A 15,240-nucleotide genomic window follows, 5' to 3' on the forward strand; every position below is an offset into this window, starting at 1 on the left:
TAACCGGCCCACCATGATTTCCTTAAACCTCGGCCGCAACCCTTGCCCTGCAGGCTCTTCACGAACTAGAGCAGTGCTGCGCCGATATAAAACAAGCTCGTCAGTCATGACTCATTCCTTGAGATGAAAGTGATAATTCAATTATCAAGGCTTACTTAATGAATGGAAGATACAGATTTACGCGAAAAACCAGTTCAGATACTCAGACCAGCATATCTGCATGAAAAAGTTGTCGTTAATAGATCGTCAAAGGCCCGCCCACTCGTTCGCCCTTCAAGACTAACGACAATGCGCGGATGCGCGGATCAAATAATAAGGATGGGGCGCAACGTCAGCTAACTACGCGGCCCCAAACTGCGAGCAAAAAAAACGCCAGCGCCGCAGGTTCGGGCGCTGGCGCTGGGAACCACCTTCAGCGTGCGACGATGTGCAGCGCCACCCGTTCGCGGCAAGGGCACTCGTCCATGTAGCGGTGGGCCTTCACGAACTCGTCGAAGGCGAACACGGTGGTCTTGAGCGGCACCAGCACGCGGTCGGCGGTGAGCTGGTTGATGTCGCGTAAGGCTCGTTGCAGCGCCACCTGGTCCTGGGCAATGCCCAGTTCCGGCTTGCCGGTAAAGTTACCGATGCAGTGCACAAAAAACTGGATGTTCTTCTGGAACGCCGCGCAGGCCGGGAACGGTGTCTGGTTACCGCCCTGCAACCCATAGAGCACCAGGCTGCCACGGGGCGCCAAGACGTCGCCCAACATCGACATCTGCGGCCCGCCGAGGCCATCGAACACAACGTCGACGCCGCGGTTGTCGGTGAACTTGTTGACCTGCATGAGCAGGTCCTGCTCTTCGGTGACGATGACCTTCTCGGCCCCCAGGCTCAGCAGGTATTCGCGCTCTTCGGCGGTCTTGGTCGCGGCAATCACCCGCACGCCCAGGGCCTTGCCCAGTTGTACGAAGGAGGGCCCGGCACAGTGGCTGGCGTCGGTGACCAGGGCGAACTGCCCCGGTTTGACCCGCGCCAGGTCAACGTAGGCAAAGTAAGCGATCAACAGCGGCGTGTAGTGCACGCTGGCTTGGATGGGGCTCAACACATCGGGGTAACGGGTCAAGGCGCTGCGCGGCAGCACGATCACTTCGCCGTACACCGGGTAATCATTGGGGCTTTCGGCCGGAAAACTGGCGACCTTGTCACCCACCGCCAAGTCCTCGACGCCCTCGCCGACCGCCGTCACCACCCCGGCCATTTCATGGCCCAGGCCCGAAGGCAAACGGGCGTGGGAAGACGCCAGGTTCTGCCGCCAGAGAACGTCGTACCAACTGATGCCGATCGCTTCGACACGCACCTGCACTTCACCCGGTGCGGGCAACGCGGGCGCATGCTCTTCGCATTTGAGCACGTCGGCTGCGCCAAACTTGTGAAAACGGATCGTGCGGGACATCGCAAACCTCGTCAAAAGTAACCTCTAATGCCCTGAACTTTATCCGGGCTTTCTGGCCAAGACTACCCGTGGCTATTAATAGTCGACATGTCTGTCATCGATTCCGCGACGCATACAGACCAGAAAACAGAACCATCAACGTAGGAAAAATGAATTAGCCGGTGCAGAGTAGCAGCCTTTGCCCGTAAGATTCACGCCGACCGTTGTTCTCAACGGGCAGCTCTCGTCAAGCGTACCGCCACGCTTGGCCGATTTTGCCAGGACACCCGATGAACCGTAACGACCTGCGTCGAGTCGACCTTAACCTGTTGATTGTGTTCGAAACACTGATGCACGAGCGCAGTGTGACCCGAGCTGCGGAAAAACTGTTCCTCGGCCAACCGGCCATCAGCGCGGCCCTCTCGCGCCTGCGCGGGCTGTTCGACGACCCGCTGTTCGTGCGCACTGGGCGCAGCATGGAACCCACCGCCCGAGCAGTGGAAATCTTCGCCCTGCTCTCCCCGGCCCTGGACTCGATTTCCACCGCTGTCAGCCGCGCCGCCGAGTTCGACCCGGCCACCAGCACCGCGGTATTTCGCATTGGCCTATCGGACGATGTGGAGTTCGCCCTGCTGCCCATGCTGCTCAAGCGCCTGCGCGCCGAAGCGCCGGGCATCGTGTTGGTCGTGCGCCGGGTCAACTACATCCTGATGCCCGGCTTATTGGCCTCAGGGGAAATTTCCATCGGCGTGAGCTACACCACCGACCTGCCGGCCAACGCCAAGCGCAAGATCCTGCGCCGCAGCCTGCCCAAGATGCTGCGTGCCGACAGCGTGCCCGGCGCCCTGAGCCTGGACGACTTCTGCGCCCGCCCTCACGCCTTGGTGTCATTCGCCGGCGACCTGAGCGGGTTCATCGATGAAGAACTGGAAAAACTCGGCCGCAAGCGCCATGTCGTACTCGCCGTACCGCAGTTCAACGGCTTGGGCACCCTGCTGGCCGGCACCGACATACTCGCCACCGTGCCCGACTACACCGCACAAGCCCTCACCGCCGCCGGCGGCCTGCGCGCCGACGACCCGCCCCTGCCGGTACGCAGCTTCGAGCTGCACATGGCCTGGCGCGGTTCCCAGGACAACGACCCCGGTGAGCGCTGGCTGCGTTCGCGGATTCAGATGTTTTTTGGCGATCCTGAGAGTCTTTAGGCGTCGTCGGGCAGGCGCAGAACTCGTCCAGTTTCAGTCCTGATTACGGACGAATCGCGGCGCTGTGGCAAACCGGATCAAAGGTGCAACGCGGGCTTGGGCTGGCGAACGTCATAGGCTGAAGGGACGCGGACGCGCAACGCAATCAGCAACGCGGCGAGCAGCATCAGCACGGCCGCCGCTACGAATACGCCTGCGCTGCCACTGAGGCTGAACATTGCACCGCCAGCGGCCGCGCCGGTGGCAATGGCTGACTGCACAGAGGCCACTACCATGCCTCCGGCGCTTTCCGCCTGATCGGGTACCGAGCTGGCGACCCAGTTCGACCACGCCACCGGCACACCACCAAAGGCCAAGCCCCAGACCGCCAGCAGTGCCGCCTGCCCCGGCACCGAGGCCGGCAACAGCACCAACGCCAGTGCTGCAACGCCGACCAGCGCGGGCATCAGTACCAAAGTGGCCAGCGGGTGGCGCTCCAGCAGCCTGCCGGCCAACAGCGTGCCGACGAAGTTCGCCGCACCAAAACCCAGCAGCATCAGTGACAGCCCTTGCGGGCCGATGCCGGTAGTCCCTTCAAGGAACGGCCGAACATAAGTGAACATCGCGAAGTGGCCGCTGTGCACCAGCACACAACCGAACATGCCGATGGCGATGCCTGGGCGCTGTAACACCTCAAGCACGGTGCGCAGACGTGCCGGCCGGCGCGGCGCGAGGCGCGGCAGAGTGAGCGACTGGAAAGCCAGGGTCACCATGCCGACCGCCGCTGCTGCAAAAAACGCGCTGCGCCAGCCATATAGCCCGCCCAGATAGCTGCCCAGCGGCACAGCAACAACCGTGCCGACGGCAATACCGCTGAAAATGATCGACAGCGCCCGGGGCAACAAAGCACTGGGCACCAAGCGCATCGCTACCGCTGCCGCCATGCTCCAGAACCCGCCAAGGGCAATGCCCAGCAAGATGCGCATCAGCAACAGCACCGCGAAGCTGGAGGAAACGGCGACCAACAGATTGGAGGCGACCATCAGCGTGGAAAAACCCAGCAACACCCAACGGCGGTCGATGCCGCGGGTCAGGCCTGGCACCAACAAGCCAGCGAACAGCGCCACCACGGCGGTCACGGTTACCGCCTGGCCAGCCAGCGATTCGGACACTCCCAGGTCGGTCGCCATCAGCGTTAATAAACTGGCCGGAAGGTACTCAGCGGTCAGTAATCCGAACACACCCATTGCCAACGAGAAGACGGCCATCCACGCGGGCGTCGCAGGCTCTACGTCCGCGCCGACGCCAGGATGGCGGTCGGACACGGCGTTACATACACAGTCAGTCATTGCACGGATCTCCCAATATTCATTGCCAGCCGAAGTCTAGGCGCCGAAAACTGGATGATCTATGATCCAAAGTCTCTACTTTTTGACTAAAACACCTGAACGATGCCTGCAGATCAGTTTGCGCTTTCCTCGGACCTCATCAACGAGCTGTTGCGTGGCATGCGCCTGCGTGGCGTTGAATACCGGCGTATCCAAACGGGCCCAACCTTTGGTTTGGGTTTCGCGGAAAAACCTGGGCATGCCTGGTTCCACTTCATGGCCGTCGGCAATGCGCTAATGCGAATGGAGGACGGCAGCACCTACGCGCTGTCTGCCGGCAACGCCGTGTTCATCTCCCACGGCGCAGCCCATCAACTGTCTTCCCATTCCCACGTGCCTGTTCAAGACATCGACCGTCTAAACGGCGCGCCCTTAGGTGACACCGTCAGCGCGGTGGATACCGGAACCGATGCCAGCCCCACGCCGAGCACCCTTGTGTTCAGTGGTTGCATGGAGTTTGAACTGGGCAGTATCCATGGCCTTGGCCGGCTGATGCCGGGCCTCATGCTGATTGATGCCGGCGGCCAGCGTTACCCCGGGCTGGTGCCAATCCTGACCACCATGGAACGCGAGGTCAGTGCCGCCCGTGTCGGGTTCGCCGGTATCCTCGCGCGGTTGGCCGACGTGGTGGCCGCCATGGTCGTTCGCGGTTGGGTGGAGTGCGCCTGCGGGAATGCTTCTGGCCTGGTCGCTGCCTTGCGCGATCCACGCTTGGCCGGTGCACTGCTGGCGCTCCATCAACAACCGGGCCGCGACTGGACCGTCGCGCAGTTGGCAGAGCAATGCAATACCTCGCGTTCGGTCTTCGCGGACCGCTTTCAAGTGACGATTGGCATGACCCCGCTGCGCTATGTCACCGAACTGCGAATGCGGCTTGCAAGCCAGTGGCTGACCCTCGAAAGGCTGCCGATTGAAGAGGTGGCGCAGCGCTTGGGCTATACCTCCCAGGCCGCTTTCAGTCGCGCATTCAAGCGCATTACGGGTAAGACACCGGGTGTGAGTCGCAAGGTGAGGCAGCACGCGGTTACTTGAAACCGAGCGCAAGCAGTGGATGATCCGTGCCTGTGATTCATTTACCGCCCGTGACGTCGAGGAATGTACCGGTACGCCAGCCATAGGGTCGCCCGTGCCACGCCACGAATTCAACGCTCGGGGGGTGTTCTCGACGCGCAGGGAGCGCCAAGCGCAGCCTGGCGACCGGCTGGGATTTTGGCGAGCGGTAACCAGACGCAGACCTCGAACCCCTCCTGTCGCCCTGTTGCAGGGGAGACCAATTTCATTCTCGCGTTGACACCCTGCACAACGGCTTTGGCAATCGCCAACCCCAGCCCTGAACCGCTGATTTCACTGTGACCGCGCACAAAACGCTCGGTGAGTTGCTGCAACACCGGCGCGGGCACCGGCGGACCACCATTGACCACCCGCAGCAGCGCCTGATGGGTGAGGCTGACTTCGACTGGTTGATCCGCAGCGCCATACTTGAGTGCGTTCTCGATCAGGTTGCGCAACAGAATGGCGAAGGCGTCCGGGTCTATCGTCGAGTACACACTCGTCTGGGTTGGCAGGTGCAGCTCGATCCGGTGCCCACTGCTGTGGTACCACTCATCGACCACATGGGCCAGCAGCGGGATGAGGTCCTGGGGCGTTTCGGACAACAGCCCGCCCCCCTCGGCCTTGGCCAACTGCATGAGTTTTTCCGAGAGCCGAGCCAGTTCGCGCAACGCGCTTTCGATTTTAGCCGCGCGTAACCGCAACGGGCCCTCGGGCGCTTCGTATTGCAAACGCTGAATCTGCGCCAAGGTCGCGGCCAGTGGCGTGCGCAGTTCATGGGCACTGTTGGCCGTAAAGCTGCGCTCGGCCTCCAACGCCTTGCGCAAACGTTCCAGTAGATGATTGACCGCCTCGGCCAGTGGCGCGATTTCCGCCGGCAATCGCGCTCCGCTGATCGGCGACAGATCACCCACGCCCCGCGCTTCCACGGCACGACGGTAAGCCAATACGCTGCGCAGGCTGATGCGCACAAACATCCAGGTGCCTAACAGGCTGATGGGAATCAGCACCAGTAAAGGCAACAGCAAGGCAAGCGACGCTTCCCACGCTGCTTCACGGCGGTGCTTCAGCGGTTCGGCGACTTCGATGAACACCGTCTCACGCAGCGCACTGGCGCCGTACAAACGGTATTTTTTAGTGGTTGAAAAGCCTTCGACAGGGTGTGGGTTGAAGATCTTCGGGTTGGCGTCGTGGGACTGCATCAGCACCTGGCCCTTAGCATCGCGCACCAGGTACGTCAGGTGTTCCTTGTGCATTTTCAGGGTGGCGACATGCTGCGCCTGCGTGGGGTCTTCCCGGTTGCTGATTTCCAGCACGGCCAGGGGCAGGATGCGCTGTGCAGTCTCTTGCAGCGCGCTGTCGAACACCTCGTTCAATTCATGTTGCACCACCAGCCAGGCACCGACGGTCGCCGCCAGCCACAGCAAGGTCGTGCCCAACGTCAAACCCAGGCCGAGACGTTTTTGCAGGCTTGACGACGGCTTCATACGGACATCAACCGGTAGCCCATGCCCCGCACGGTTTCAATCAGCTCGCGGCCGAGTTTTTTACGCAGCCGGCTGATGTAGACCTCGATGGTATTGCTCTCGATTTCGGCGCCGAAGGCATACAGCCGGTCCTCCAACTGCGACTTGGACAGCAACGCGCTGGGGCGTTGCACAAAAGCCTCGAACAGCGCCCACTCCCGCGCCGTCAGGTCCACCGTCGCGCCGGCCCGTTGCACTGTGCGGGCGCTCATGTCGACCTGCACATCACCGAGCTTGATCTGCGGATTGGGGTTGCCGCTATAACGTCGGGCCACCGCTGCCACACGGGCCGAGAGTTCAAACAAGTCGAACGGTTTGACCAGGTAGTCGTCGGCGCCAGCATTGAGGCCGGCAATACGATCGGAAATCTGATCCTGTGCAGTCAGGATAATCACCGGGGTCACGTTCCCTGCCGAGCGTTGCTGACGTAAAAAGTCCAGCCCCCGGCCATCCGGGAGCATCAGATCCAGAAGGATCAAGTCGTACACCGTGGTGCGCACGCTGTTGCGCGCATGCTCCAGGCGCTGCACCCAATCGACGGCGTGGCCATCATCGGCAATCTGTTCGCGCACTGCCTCCCCCAACCCCGCTGCGTCCTCGACCAATAAAACCCGCATCTGGCATCTCCTGGGATGGTTGTCGTGCAGCAGCTTAATTGCCTTACCTGACGTGAATCTGAAGATTCAGCTGGTTGTCAGGAATGCACCTTAAGGTACGCCCCTGACGCCGACCTCGGCAGGAGACAGATCATGAAATCAGGTTTTATTGCCAACACCACGCTGCTGAGCCTGCTGCTCAGTGGTTACGCCCTGGCGGATGACCATTGCAGCGACCCGGTGAGCGACTGGCAACCGCGCGAAACCCTGCGTCAGCAGGTAGAGCGGCAATACGGCTGGAGCGTGCAACGCATCAAGGTCGACGACGGTTGTTACGAGCTCAAGGGGTTGGACCGCAAAGGCAATGCCATCGAAGCCAGCTATTCGCCGGCCTCACTGCGCCTGCGCACGTTCGAGATCCATTTCCTCGACGACGGCGATGCCAGGGATTACCTCGGCACCCCGCTCACCGAGTGATGCCTTACCTGCCGATGAGTTTTTCCTGCGCTTCAGGTTGCTGTCAGCAAGCAGGTCCAGGCTCTTGGCCTAACGATCAAAAAGGACACCCCCATGAAAAAGATCATCGCAGCCACTTGCCTTGCCGGCGCCATTGCCCTGCCGGGCCTGGCCCAGGCCCGTGAAGTGACCTTGACCACCCAGCTCAAGAACTACAGCGGCAATGAAGCTTACCTGGCGATCTACGTGACCGACGCCAACGGCCAATACCAGAAAACCCTTTGGGTGGCCGGTAAGAAGGCCAAGTACTACAAGCATCTGGGCGACTGGGCCCGGGGCAGCGCAATGAACCCAAGCGAGTTCGACGGGGTCAGCGGCGCCAGTGTCGGCAGCGGGCGCACGCTCAAAGTCAGCGTCGAACTGGCCGACACCCTGATTGATGCCGGGTATCAGATCCGCATCGACAGCGCCGTCGAAGACAAACGCGATGCCCGCGCTGATGTCAGCGTGCCCTTGACGTCTGAGGGCGCAGGCAAGCCGGCGCCCGGCAATACCTACGTCAGTTCCTTTACTTACGACCTGTAGCACCCGCCATTTCTGGAGGCTGAACATGCTTCGCCAGTTCCATTCCCTACCTGGCCTGATCGCCGCCCTGTTGGTCATGCTGTTGGCCATCAGCGGCGCGATCCTGTCCGTCGAGCCGGCCCTGGAGCACCTGCAAAGCACGCCCACTTCTACTGGGCAGCTCAATGTCGGCCAACTGGCCGGGCGCATTGCCAGCCACTTTCCGGGCGTGGAGCAGATCCAGCGCACAGCGTCCGGCACGGTGCTCGTCTACTACAACCAGAACGGCCAGGCCGGGGCGCAAACGGTCAACCCACTGACCGGCCAAGGCCTCGCCCCATACGAGCCCTCCCCATTCTCCCGTTGGGTGAAAGAACTGCACCGCTCACTGTTTCTTGGCACGCCGGGCCACGGCGTATCGGGAGCCGGCGCGCTGTTCATGCTGATGCTGTCGGTGTCGGGTGCGCTATTGCTGGCCCGGCGCCTGGGCGGCTGGCGCAACCTGCTGCGGCCACTGCGGGGCACCTTCAGCCAGCACTGGCATGCTGAAGTCGGGCGCCTGGCACTGCTCGGGCTGCTGCTGTCGGCATTGAGCGGGCTTTACATGTCCGCCACCGGCTTCGGTTTTATCGCCGACGGCAGTCAACCAGAGCCTGCCTTCCCCGCCCACGTCAGCACCGGCCCGGCCTTGCCAGTAGGGAAGCAGCAAGCGTTGCAGGCCACCGACCTGAACGACCTGCGCGAGCTGGTCTTCCCCAGCCCTGGCAACCCGCGCGATGTGTTTTCCCTGCGCACGGCCCAAGGTGAAGGCTACGTGGATCAGACCAGCGGCGCCTTGTTGTCGTATCAAGCCTACGACCCGATGCACAACCTCTACGAGTTGATCTTTCGGTTGCACACCGGCGAAGGCCTCTGGTGGCTGGGCCTGCTGCTTGGGCTCTGCGCCCTCTGCGTGCCGCTGATGAGCGTGACCGGCATCCTGTTGTGGTGGCGCCGCCGCAAGGCTGGCCCGACTATCCGCCACAACACCCCGGCCCACTGCGCCGACAGCGTGATTCTGGTGGGCAGTGAAAACAACAGCACCTGGGGCTTTGCCAACACCTTGCACGACGCACTGCGCCGCAGTGGCCATCAGGTGCATAGCGCGCCGATGAATGAATGGACGGGCGACTACCCCACTGCCCAACGGGTGTTGATCCTCACCGCGACCCACGGAGACGGCAATGCACCGGCCTCGGCTTCGCAGTTCCTGGCGCGGTTGGCCAAGACCGGCCTCAAGCCCGGCCTGCCCTTTGCCGTGCTGGGCCTGGGCGATCGCCAGTTTACGCAGTTCTGTCAGTACGCCCATCAGGTCCAGGAGGCAATGTCCCAGGCCGGTGGCTCGCCCTTGCTGGGGCTGGAAACCGTCAACCGCCAGTCCTCTCAGGAGTTTGCGCGCTGGGGCCACGCGCTGGGCGAAGCGTTGGGCCAGGAACTGCTGCTGGTTCACACCCCGCAGCCGCCGCGTACACATCAATTGCAACTGACAGAGCGGGTTGTCTATGGCGAACAGGTGAACGCGCCGACCCACATACTGCGCTTCAAAGCCCGCGGCAAATTGCCAGGCTTTCTGGCCGGCGACCTGGTGGGGATTGTGCCCCCCGGCAGCCCGATCCCGCGTTTTTACTCGTTGGCCAGCGGCTCCCAGGACGGCGTGTTGGAGATCTGCGTGCGTAAACACAGCGGTGGCCTGTGCTCGGAGTTCCTTCATGGCCTGGGCATCGGCGCGCATATTGAGGCGTTTATCCAGCCCAACCCGCAATTTCGCCCGGCATCGGGCGCCCACCCGGTGATCCTCATCGGCGCCGGCACCGGCATCGGTCCTCTGGCCGGTTTTATCCGTAACAACAAGGCCCGGCACCCCATGCACTTGTATTGGGGTGGGCGCAACCCGGCCTCGGACTTTCTCTACGAGCCGCAGCTTAACCAATACTTGTCGGACCAGCGCCTCACGGCACTGCGCGCCGCCTTCTCTCAGAGCCAGGACCACAGCTATGTGCAAGACCGGCTGATCGGCGATGCGCCGGCCTTGCGCCGACTGATTGAAAAAGGCGCCCAGGTGCTGGTGTGTGGCAGCCGCGAAATGGCCAAAGGCGTGATGCAGGCCCTCGATGAGGTGTTGGCGCCTCTGAACCTGAATGTGCTGACCCTCAAGGCACAAGGACGCTACCGTGAAGACGTCTACTGAGTTGCCGCGCCACAGCCTGAGCGGTGAAACCATGGGCACTCGCTACACCGCCCTGTTTTATGCCGACGCCGGGATCGATGTCGACGATGTTGGCCGTCGCCTAGCCCACGCCGTGGCTCGGGTGGACCAACAAATGTCCACCTGGAAACCCGGCTCGGACCTCAACCGCCTCAACGCCGCCCCCGCTCACGAATGGGTGCCCGTTCCCAAGGAACTGGCCACGGTGCTGGCTGCTGCACTGCGCGTCAGTCAGCAATCCGGCGGCGCCTTCGACATCGCGGTGGGTGATCTGGTCAACGCCTGGGGGTTCGGCCCTGGGGAGCAGACGGGCCCGGAGCAAGCGCTCGGTACCCTGGCGCCGACCCCCCGCGTGTTGGCCAGCGCCGCGCTAGTGGTCGACTCGCAACGCAATCAGGTGCGCAAGCGCTCGGCGCTGAACCTGGATTTGAGTGGCATCGCTAAAGGTTTTGGCGTGGATGAGCTGGGCCGTTGCCTGGAGGGTTTGGGTATCACCCGCTACCTGGTCGGCATCGATGGCGAGATGCGCGCCCGGGGCATGAAACCTGACGGCCGGCGCTGGGCCGTGGCCCTGGAAAAGCCCACCCGCGGCGTGCGTGAAGTGATGGGTGTGATGGAACTCAGCGATGCCGCTATCGCGACCTCCGGGGACTATCGACATTGGGTGGACGTGGCCGGTCAGTCCTATGCCCACACCATGAACCCGGCTACCGGCGCACCGCTGCGCAATCGGCTCGCCGCCGTCACCGTGGTGGCGGCCTCGTGCATGCTCGCCGATGCCTGGGCCACGGCGCTGATGGTCTTGGGCGAAACCCAGGGCCCACGCCTGGCCCAGGCACGCGGGATGGATGCGTTGTTCGTGCTGCGCGAGGGTCAGCAGTACAAAGAAATCTCGATTGTTGGCGGCCAGTTGCAGGCGCAGATTGAAAGCCGCTGACACCGAAAACTGGAAGGTGGGCATCACAAACAGGTCCGCTAGCAGCGGCCAGGCCTCTAAACGGCTATTCAGGGCGACAACTAAACTGTCGCCCTTTAGGCTCCCCTAGAGCGGCAAGTACCCGAACAGCGACTTGCTCTCCAGGTACTGGTCAAATCCCGCCTCACCCCACTCGCGCCCGTTACCCGACTGTTTATAGCCGCCAAAGGGCGCGGCTTGGTCGGCTCGGGCGCCGTTGAGCTGGACCATGCCGGTGCGCAGGTGGCGCGCAACTGCGCGGCTGCGCTCAAGGCTTGCCGAAGTGACGTAGCCCGACAAGCCAGTCAACCTGATGCCCGCCCGCTCTGATGACTTCGACTGGCATAAAGACCCCGGCCTGCGGGTGCTAAACCTCCCCTTCGCCCTACAGGCCGATCGCTGACCATTGTTTGGCTACCTGTGCTTCTGGTGGTCGTGGGCTGGTTACGCGTTGGGCGCCTGGCCCAAGCCTGAAGCCAGGGCCGCCGCAGGCAGATAAAACCGAACTCCCAGGGCTAAAACCGATCAGTTCCTTACAGACCCTGGCGTAAGGAGCCTGCATTTTGTTCACGTCCCGTACCGCCCGACTGCTCGGCGCCTGGCTGTTGTGCGCCAGCGCCGCGCTGCATGCAGCCCCTGAACCCACCCCGGCCGCCGAGCCTGAGCCGGCCAAGGCCGAACTGTTGGTCGAGGGCGGTTTGCTCGGCGCCATCAGCTCCAGCATCGAACAAGTGCAAGACAAACTGGACCTCAACGAGCACCTGATCGACGCCTGGCGCTTACGGGCCGACCGCGCTGCGGATGAGGTGGGGCGCTTGGTCAACCAGCCGTCGCAGCGCTCGCCGTGGAGCGTGGCCGGGGATTTTGTGCTGTTGTCGGCCCTGTGGGTCGGTACCTTCGCCACCCTGAACCTGCTCGGGCGCTGGGCGGTGGCGCGTTTGCAGCGTCGCGGTTTTGTAAAGGCCCGCCCACGCCTGCTGGCGGTGTTGGGCTATGCCCTGCCCTGGACGTTGCCCGCGCTCATCTGCCTGCCCCTGACGCTGTACGTCAGCCACTGGCTGCCCACGTCGGTGGGCCGCGCCCTGGCTTTGTGTTTTGCCTATGCCACCAGCAGCGGGATTGTCTCCACCTCGGTGCTGCTGGGCGTGATCGTGATGTTCAACCTGGGGCACAAGCGCCCGGCGGTACGGATCATCCGCCACTACTGCCCGCAGCCGTTGTTCTTGATCGGCTTTCTCGCCGCTCTCAGCGATGCCCTGACCAGCCCGCAGATCGCCCGGCAATTGGGCTCCAACATCACCAGCAGCGTCGCGGTGCTCACCGGCCTGCTGGCCTCGGTGGTGTTCGGCCTGCTGGTGATCCGCCTGCGCCGCCCGGTGGCGCACCTGATCCGCAACCGCTCCCTGGCCCAGCGCTTGAAGCAACCGGCGCTACAGGAGTCGCTGCGGATTTTTTCCGGGTTGTGGTACTGGCCCATCCTCCTGATGGTGCTGGTGTCGGCAATCAACCTGATCGGCGCCGGCGAAGACAGCCAGAAAGCCCTGCGCTGCGCCCTGTTCACCACCGTGCTGCTGATTGCCACGGTGTTCCTCAGCACCCTGTTGCAGCACCTGTTCAGGTCCCGCAGCGCGGTGGCGGTGCAACGCAGCAGCGCCTATAAGGAACGCTTCCTCAGCCTGTTGCATGCGCTGTTGCGCATCGTCATGGCGGTTGCCTTTATCGAGATCCTGGGGCGCATCTGGGGTGTGTCGCTGTTCGAGTTTGCCCAGCGCAACGCCGTGGGCCGGGCCATCAGCGACTCGTTGAGCAGCATCGGCTTGATCCTGCTGGTCACCTGGCTGTTCTGGGTGGTGCTGGACACCGCCATTCAGGAAGCCCTCAAGCCACCGGCCAACAAGCGCTCCAGCCGCCAGCCCAGCACCCGGATCAAGACCATCCTGCCGCTGCTGCGCAACGCGGTGAAAATCATCCTGGTGGTGATCTGCGCCATCACCACCATGGCCAACCTGGGCATCAACGTCGCGCCGCTGTTGGCCGGTGCCGGGGTGGTGGGCCTGGCCATCGGTTTTGGTTCGCAGCAACTGGTGCAGGACGTGATTACCGGCCTGTTCATCATCATCGAAGACACCCTGTCCATCGGCGACTGGGTGGTGCTCGACTCCGGCCACGCCGGCACCGTCGAAGGCCTGACCATCCGCACCCTGCGCCTGCGCGACGGCAAGGGCTTCGTGCATTCGGTGCCGTTCGGCCAGATCAAAGCCGTCACCAACCAGTCGCGGCAGTTTGCCTATGCGTTCTTCTCGGTGCAGTTCACCTACGACACAGACGTGGACAAGGCCTTGGAGCTGATCCGCGAAACCGGCCATTCGATCCGCGAAGACAGCTTCCTCAAGTACAACCTGCAAGGCCCGCTGGAGGTATTCGGCGTCGACAAGATGGACCTCAACGGCGTGACCCTCACGGCGCAGTTCCGCACCGTGTCCGGCGGCCAGTACGCGGTGAGCCGGGCGTTCAACCAGCGGCTGAAGAAATTGGTGGATGGCGCGCCGCAGGTGCAGTTTGCACAGACGTTTGGCAATGCCGCTGCCGGGGCGCTTGCGCTGAGAGGCTGATGCAACGCCTGTGGGAGCGCAGTATTCCCACCGCGATAAATGCTTGCCTGTACCGGCCTCATTGCGGGCAAGGCCCGCTTGTGGCGGGCGGGAACACCCCCAGCTCGACAACCGGCAAGTACCCCTGGGAGCGAGCCTGCTCGCGATGGTGGCGCCCATCCGGCCTCTGTAGTGACGGCTAGCGGCGAAAAAGCCGTTAGTCGCCACCCCCCGCGATGGATTAAAGTAGCCACCCCAGCCCGCGGGTTATTTCGACGCCTCGGGCCACCCCTTCCAGGAACCGTCATCGATGGAACATCGTGAAGCGCTGCTCGCGCTGCGAACCTTTCTTTCAACGCAGATTCTCGGCCAGGAAAAACTCATCGAGCGCCTGCTCATCGCCTTGCTCGCCGACGGCCACATGCTGGTCGAGGGCGCGCCGGGGCTGGCCAAGACCAAGGCCATCAAAGAGTTGGCCGAAGGCATTGAAGCGCAGTTCCATCGCATCCAGTTCACTCCCGACCTGCTGCCCGCCGACATCACCGGCACCGAGATCTATCGCCCGGAAACCGGCAGCTTCGTGTTCCAGCAAGGGCCGATCTTCCACAATCTGGTGCTGGCCGACGAAATCAACCGCGCCCCGGCCAAGGTCCAGTCGGCGTTGCTCGAAGCCATGGCCGAGCGCCAGGTCAGCGTCGGGCGTAGCACCTACGAGTTGTCACCGCTGTTTCTGGTGATGGCCACTCAGAACCCCATCGAGCAGGAAGGCACCTACCCGCTGCCCGAAGCCCAGCTCGACCGCTTCCTGATGCACGTGAAAATCGGCTTCCCCGATGCCGCCGTCGAGCGGCGCATCCTGCAACAGGCCCGTGGCGAAGCCCTCAACGGCGAAACCAAGCCCGAGCGGCGGGTCAGCCAGCAGGCGATTTTTGCCGCACGCAAGGAAATCCTCGGCCTGTACATGGCCGACGCCGTGGAGGAATACCTGGTGCAACTGGTGATGGCCACGCGCACACCGGCCAAATTCGACCCGGAAATGGCCGAGTGGATCGCCTATGGCGCCAGCCCGCGCGGCTCCATTGCCCTGGACCGCTGCGCCCGCGCCCACGCCTGGCTGGCGGGGCGCGACTTCGTCAGCCCCGAAGACATCCAGGCTGTGCTGTTCGACGTGCTGCGCCACCGCATCATCCTGTCCTTCGAGGCCGAGGCCGCGGGCATCGACCAGGACCGCGTGGTGCAACGCATCCTCGACGTCGTAGCCGTCGCTTGAG

12 protein-coding genes and 1 pseudogene are annotated in these 15,240 nt (G+C 63.0%); 8 read left to right on the forward strand and 5 right to left on the reverse strand.

The window, feature by feature from the left end:
- Positions 1–412: 412 nt before the first annotated feature.
- Positions 413–1,435, reverse strand: coding sequence for a zinc-dependent alcohol dehydrogenase family protein (locus tag CKW13_RS16970; protein WP_095109751.1), 1,023 nt, complete (start codon positions 1,433–1,435; stop codon positions 413–415).
- A 269-nt stretch (positions 1,436–1,704) separates the two neighbouring features.
- On the opposite strand from CKW13_RS16970, the gene CKW13_RS16975 reads away from it, so the two are divergent.
- Entirely contained in the window at positions 1,705–2,619 is a 915-nt protein-coding gene (locus CKW13_RS16975) for a LysR family transcriptional regulator (protein WP_095109752.1), read from the forward strand.
- Positions 2,620–2,696: 77 nt separating this feature from the next.
- Here the strand turns inward: CKW13_RS16975 and CKW13_RS16980 are convergent, their stop codons facing one another.
- Complete coding sequence (locus CKW13_RS16980; protein WP_095109753.1) at positions 2,697–3,947, reverse strand: MFS transporter; 1,251 nt, start codon at positions 3,945–3,947, stop codon at positions 2,697–2,699.
- Positions 3,948–4,049: 102 nt separating this feature from the next.
- Here CKW13_RS16980 and CKW13_RS16985 point away from each other — a divergent pair, with 102 nt between their 5' ends.
- Positions 4,050–5,018, forward strand: coding sequence for an AraC family transcriptional regulator (locus CKW13_RS16985; protein WP_095109754.1), 969 nt, complete (start codon positions 4,050–4,052; stop codon positions 5,016–5,018).
- A gap of 110 nt (positions 5,019–5,128) precedes the next feature.
- Here CKW13_RS16985 and CKW13_RS16990 read toward each other — a convergent pair whose 3' ends face one another.
- Together CKW13_RS16990 and CKW13_RS16995 are read right to left on the reverse strand one after the other, a co-directional pair.
- Entirely contained in the window at positions 5,129–6,523 is a 1,395-nt protein-coding gene (locus CKW13_RS16990; RefSeq protein WP_095109755.1) for an ATP-binding protein, read from the reverse strand.
- The gene (locus tag CKW13_RS16995; protein WP_095109756.1) at positions 6,520–7,179 is read right to left on the reverse strand and encodes a response regulator transcription factor; all 660 of its coding nucleotides are present in this window, start codon (positions 7,177–7,179) and stop codon (positions 6,520–6,522) included. The genes CKW13_RS16990 and CKW13_RS16995 overlap by 4 nt, the downstream gene beginning before the upstream one ends.
- Positions 7,180–7,311: 132 nt before the next feature.
- On the opposite strand from CKW13_RS16995, the gene CKW13_RS17000 reads away from it, so the two are divergent.
- The 4 genes from CKW13_RS17000 (at position 7,312) to CKW13_RS17015 (ending at position 11,360) form a co-directional block, all read left to right on the forward strand.
- On the forward strand, positions 7,312–7,635 hold the full coding sequence (locus CKW13_RS17000) for a PepSY domain-containing protein (RefSeq protein ID WP_095109757.1): 324 nt from the start codon (positions 7,312–7,314) through the stop codon (positions 7,633–7,635).
- Between the two features lie 93 nt (positions 7,636–7,728).
- Positions 7,729–8,199, forward strand: a complete 471-nt coding sequence (locus CKW13_RS17005) for a DUF2271 domain-containing protein (protein ID WP_095109758.1) — start codon at positions 7,729–7,731, stop codon at positions 8,197–8,199.
- Between the two features lie 25 nt (positions 8,200–8,224).
- Positions 8,225–10,405 (forward strand): PepSY domain-containing protein, encoded by a 2,181-nt coding sequence (locus tag CKW13_RS17010; RefSeq protein WP_095109759.1) that lies wholly within the window; start codon positions 8,225–8,227, stop codon positions 10,403–10,405.
- Positions 10,389–11,360 carry an FAD:protein FMN transferase gene (locus tag CKW13_RS17015; protein ID WP_256576609.1) on the forward strand — a complete coding sequence of 324 codons (972 nt, stop codon included), beginning with the start codon at positions 10,389–10,391 and terminating at the stop codon, positions 11,358–11,360. The genes CKW13_RS17010 and CKW13_RS17015 overlap by 17 nt, the downstream gene beginning before the upstream one ends.
- A gap of 105 nt (positions 11,361–11,465) precedes the next feature.
- On the opposite strand, the pseudogene CKW13_RS17020 reads toward CKW13_RS17015, so the two are convergent.
- Positions 11,466–11,681 (reverse strand): annotated as a pseudogene (locus CKW13_RS17020) (aldehyde dehydrogenase family protein); the annotation flags it as partial.
- Between the two features lie 260 nt (positions 11,682–11,941).
- On the opposite strand from CKW13_RS17020, the gene CKW13_RS17025 reads away from it, so the two are divergent.
- Both CKW13_RS17025 and CKW13_RS17030 read left to right on the forward strand, forming a co-directional pair.
- A complete protein-coding gene (locus tag CKW13_RS17025) occupies positions 11,942–13,990 on the forward strand; it encodes a mechanosensitive ion channel family protein (RefSeq protein ID WP_095109760.1) in 2,049 nt (682 codons plus the stop codon).
- 289 nt (positions 13,991–14,279) lie between these two features.
- Positions 14,280–15,239 carry a MoxR family ATPase gene (locus tag CKW13_RS17030; protein WP_003218556.1) on the forward strand — a complete coding sequence of 320 codons (960 nt, stop codon included), beginning with the start codon at positions 14,280–14,282 and terminating at the stop codon, positions 15,237–15,239.
- The last annotated feature ends 1 nt before the right edge of the window (position 15,240 follow it).

The sequence above is a fragment of the Pseudomonas sp. Irchel 3E20 genome (genome assembly GCF_900187645.1).
GTDB lineage: Bacteria > Pseudomonadota > Gammaproteobacteria > Pseudomonadales > Pseudomonadaceae > Aquipseudomonas.

Excerpts from the sequence above, each read along its gene's own strand:
- CKW13_RS16970 (WP_095109751.1), bottom strand. The coding sequence starts at position 1,435 with ATGTCCCGCACGATCCGTTTTCACAAGTTTGGCGCAGCCGACGTGCTC.
- CKW13_RS16975 (WP_095109752.1), top strand. The coding sequence starts at position 1,705 with ATGAACCGTAACGACCTGCGTCGAGTCGACCTTAACCTGTTGATTGTG.
- CKW13_RS16980 (WP_095109753.1), bottom strand. The coding sequence starts at position 3,947 with ATGACTGACTGTGTATGTAACGCCGTGTCCGACCGCCATCCTGGCGTC.
- CKW13_RS16985 (WP_095109754.1), top strand. The coding sequence starts at position 4,050 with ATGCCTGCAGATCAGTTTGCGCTTTCCTCGGACCTCATCAACGAGCTG.
- CKW13_RS16990 (WP_095109755.1), bottom strand. The coding sequence starts at position 6,523 with ATGAAGCCGTCGTCAAGCCTGCAAAAACGTCTCGGCCTGGGTTTGACG.
- CKW13_RS16995 (WP_095109756.1), bottom strand. The coding sequence starts at position 7,179 with ATGCGGGTTTTATTGGTCGAGGACGCAGCGGGGTTGGGGGAGGCAGTG.
- CKW13_RS17000 (WP_095109757.1), top strand. The coding sequence starts at position 7,312 with ATGAAATCAGGTTTTATTGCCAACACCACGCTGCTGAGCCTGCTGCTC.
- CKW13_RS17005 (WP_095109758.1), top strand. The coding sequence starts at position 7,729 with ATGAAAAAGATCATCGCAGCCACTTGCCTTGCCGGCGCCATTGCCCTG.
- CKW13_RS17010 (WP_095109759.1), top strand. The coding sequence starts at position 8,225 with ATGCTTCGCCAGTTCCATTCCCTACCTGGCCTGATCGCCGCCCTGTTG.
- CKW13_RS17030 (WP_003218556.1), top strand. The coding sequence starts at position 14,280 with ATGGAACATCGTGAAGCGCTGCTCGCGCTGCGAACCTTTCTTTCAACG.